Genomic DNA, 3,614 nt, shown 5'->3' with positions numbered 1-3,614 from the left:
TTGCGCCGGCTGATGTCCCTTCCCGTTGTCCCGAAGGGCATGGAGCATCCCGCGGGTCAGGCTGCCATACCTGAGCTCGGTCTCCCGCAGCTGGGGAAAGGTCGCCGCCAGGCTCAGACGGTTGCCATCGCCGGCGTAGATGCCGCTCATCAGGGGCTCGACCATTCGGTCGTAGACTTCTGGGCCCAATCGGCGCCGCACGAACGAGGCCAGACTCTCGTCGCTCCCTGGGGCTCTCGGCGGGATGAAAACCTCCAACCCCATGCGCATCTTCCCGAGCGGTGATATCAGATCGGTCCTGAGCATAGGGCCGAAGCGCGAAGGGATGAGCCCGGTCAACCCCTCCGGCAGGTCAAAGAGCCTTCCCTCGCGGAGAACGAAAGTCCGGCGTCGGTCTGGGTTCGTGCCTTCCAGGCGAGCCTCCAGCCCCATCTCGCGGCAAAGACCGACCCCGCGCGGTTTGTACGCCAGGAACGTGTCTGGGCCGCCCTCGATGACGAAGCCGTCGAGGCGCTCGGTGAGGACTTTGCCTCCCAGGCGTGTGTCCTCCTCGAATAGGGTCAACTTGATATCGGGCCGCTGTTCGACGAGCCAGCGCGCTGCTGCCAGGCCGGCGATGCCGCCCCCGATCACGACCACATCGCGTTTCTCGGTCGGCGTCATGTGGCTCACAGTGCCGGCGCGCCCCATCGACGAATTCGATCGGCGAATGGCGGCTGCAACTTTTGCCCGGCGTTGAAGGGGAACCAGCCCAGCTCGGTGCGCACCGCCTGGTTCTTCAGCTCGGTCGACCCCCAAACCAGCGATGCGCCCAGCACCCCCAGGAGCGCCGATACCCAAACCGACGGCACGAACAGCGATGCAACGACCAATGCGGTACCAGCCCCCATGACGTACGGCCACCAAAGGTAGCCAAAGTAGTACTCCGCTCGAACTACCCAAACGAATCCCATACCGATAACGAGCAAGGTGACGATGCCAAGGGCCGGTCCGAAGAGAGTCATGCGCCTCGCCTTTCGATCGGCCCCGGAACGGTTTGAAGCTTGCGGACGTGAGCGGCCAGTTCCTCGGGTGTGAGTCGATGCCCCTCTGGCTCGCGCGCCATCCAATCGACGGTGGTAGCCCGGCCTTCGAGCAGGAGCCGTGCGTGCCGCGGGTTGGACGGGTTGGCGGGCGCATGCCCCGCGGCCACGCGCCGGGCCTGTCGGCGGAGCTCCAGCATGTCCCATAAGGCTGTCATCCCCAAGATACCCAGGCCGGCCGAGACTATCGGGCTCCGGCTGAGCACCGCTGCGACCTCGAGGCCAAGGCCGATCAAGCCCGCCAGCGCGATGGGAACCCCAAGCGTCGTGGACGCGGACTCCAGCCTTCGAACGTAGACATGGCCCAGCCAGACGCCCAGGAACGCCGCCATGGCGGCGGCAAGGCCCACCACGTTGAGACTCATTCTCCTGTCCCCCTCGCCCAGGAATGCACGAGCTCCACGACCAGGCGCACATTCTCGACCGGGGTTTCGGGAAGGATCCCGTGGCCGAGGTTGAAGATATGGCCTGGCTGATCGGCCGCCTGCCGCAGCACGCGATGGACCTGATCGCGCAATACGTCGGGCGGCGTGAGCAGGGCGGCAGGATCGAGGTTGCCTTGCAGGGCAACCCCCGGCCCAAGGGCTTGCCTCGCCCAGGTCAAGGGCGTCTTTGAATCCACGCCGATCACCTCGCCACCGGCTTGCTTCATCATGGGCAGGAGCAACGAAGTGCCGGTGCCGAAATGTATCGCCGGCACTCCCGTATTCTTCACCGCATCAAGCACACGCTGCGAATGCGGTTGCACGTAGGCAGCGTAGTCCTCCGGGCTCAGGCAGCCCACCCAGCTGTCGAAAAGCTGAACGGCCTGTGCACCGGCATCGACTTGCGCGACGAGGTAGCCGGTAACCAGGACGGCAAACTTGGTCATCAACTCTCGCCAGGCCTCGGGTTGGCTGTACATGAACTGCTTTGTCTTGGTGAAGCTGCGCGAGCTGCCGCCCTCGATCGCATAGCTGGCCAGGGTGAAGGGCGCGCCGGCGAATCCGATCAGCGGGATCCTGCCACCCAGCTCCTTCCGCACCAGCCCAACCGCCTCCAGCACGAAGCTCAAAGACCTGTGCGGATCCACCGGAAGCAGGTGGTTGACGTCTTCGGCCGTGGAGACCGGGTTGCGAATGACCGGCCCCTCACCGGCGGTAAACTGCACATCGATCCCCATGGGGATCAATGGCAGAAGGATGTCGGCGAAGAGGATGGCGGCGTCGATATCGAAGGCACGGACCGGTTGAAGCGTGACCTCGGCTGCAAGTTCGGGTTGTCGGCAGATATCAAGCAATCCATGCCTCGCCCGTATCGTCCGATACTCGGGCATGTAGCGCCCGGCCTGGCGCATGAACCATACAGGGGTGCAGTCTACGGGTTCACATCTGCAAGCTCTCAACAAGCGGGTGGACTGATCGAGGTCAGAGCCGGCCGCCGAACGTCCTTCGCCCCCCGACAGGTTCTCAGGCTGGGTCATAGGCACACGCCGGGTCGGTCTCGAGGTAGTCGCCGGTGACGGCGTAGGCACGCCCCCTCTGTCCACCACACACGACCTTGTATGGGCAACGCCCGCAACGACCCTTCAGCTTCTCGGGGTCGCGGAGCTCGCGAAAGAGCGGGTGGGTGCGATACGTCTCGACGACGTCGACCTCACGCACATCGCCGGCCGGGAGGGGGAGGAAACCGGAAGGCATGATCTCGCCCCGGTGGGAGATGAACAGAAAGCCGCGACCATCGTTCACCCCCTTGGTCGGCCGGTTCAGGCCGTCGGTGTACTGAAACCCTGCACCCTGGAAAGTGAGCGCCCCGTCCGCCTGCTCCCGGCCGCCGTCAGCGAGGGATTGGCGCTTGCGCTCGATTGCCACTCGCCTGTACATGGGCGCGGCCGTGGCCTTGATGTCGAACGCTGATGCCTGGGACAAATCGTAGAGCCAGTGAAAGACCCGCTCGTGTTCGTCTGCGGTGATCATCTGCTGCACCTGGCCGCGCCCGGTGGGAACGAGGAAGAAGACGCTCCACTGAACGGCGCCGGCTTCCTGGACAAAGCGCACCATGTCCTCCAGACAATCGACGTTGTGCCGGCTGACCGTCGTGTTGACCTGGGCGCTCAGCCCAACGGTCTGCGCACTACGCAGGATGCGCATGGTTCGGTCCCAAGAGCCGACCACTCCCCTGAAGCCGTCATGCAGTTCGGCATGGGGCGCGTCCAGACTCAGGGCGATCCGCCGGATGCCGGCCTGCTTGGCCTGGGCCAGGCGCGCCTCGGTCGGCAGGGCAGTGGCGGTCGGTGTGAGCGAACAGCGGAGTCCCAGGCCGGCCGCGTAGCCGATCAGGTCGAACAGGTCCGGCCGCATCATCGGGTCCCCGCCGGTGAAGATCACGATCGGGCTCCCGAAGGCCTTGAACCGTTCGAGCAGCCGGTAGCCATCCTGGGTGGAAAGCTCGCGCGGGTCGCGCCGATGCTGGGCGTCGGCGCGACAGTGAACGCAGGCGTAGGCGCAGGCGCGGGTGATCTCCCAGGCGATGGTAAAGGGTGCCTGGTCGAAG

General features: G+C 65.3%; 5 protein-coding genes. All 5 read right to left on the bottom strand.

Going from position 1 to position 3,614, the window contains the following annotated elements; all coding sequences use genetic code 11:
- A partial coding sequence (gene hemG / locus MUO23_10225) for a protoporphyrinogen oxidase (protein MCJ7513329.1) occupies positions 1–690 on the bottom strand: 690 nt, incomplete at its 3' end.
- A complete protein-coding gene (locus tag MUO23_10220; protein MCJ7513328.1) occupies positions 669–1,004 on the bottom strand; it encodes a DUF4491 family protein in 336 nt (111 codons plus the stop codon). The genes MUO23_10220 and hemG, both read right to left, overlap by 22 nt.
- Positions 1,001–1,447 (bottom strand): DUF4491 family protein, encoded by a 447-nt coding sequence (locus tag MUO23_10215; GenBank protein MCJ7513327.1) that lies wholly within the window; start codon positions 1,445–1,447, stop codon positions 1,001–1,003. Before MUO23_10215 ends, MUO23_10220 begins: the two co-directional genes overlap by 4 nt.
- A complete protein-coding gene (hemE, locus tag MUO23_10210; protein MCJ7513326.1) occupies positions 1,444–2,544 on the bottom strand; it encodes a uroporphyrinogen decarboxylase in 1,101 nt (366 codons plus the stop codon). The genes MUO23_10215 and hemE overlap by 4 nt, the downstream gene beginning before the upstream one ends.
- Positions 2,531–3,614 (bottom strand): TIGR04053 family radical SAM/SPASM domain-containing protein (locus MUO23_10205; GenBank protein ID MCJ7513325.1); only part of this gene is annotated, 1,084 nt, incomplete at its 5' end. The genes hemE and MUO23_10205, both read right to left, overlap by 14 nt.

It is taken from the genome of Anaerolineales bacterium (assembly GCA_022866145.1).
GTDB lineage: Bacteria > Chloroflexota > Anaerolineae > Anaerolineales > E44-bin32 > PFL42.
Note: the sequence above shows the minus strand (reverse complement) of the source record. Positions and strands in the feature narration are given on the sequence as shown.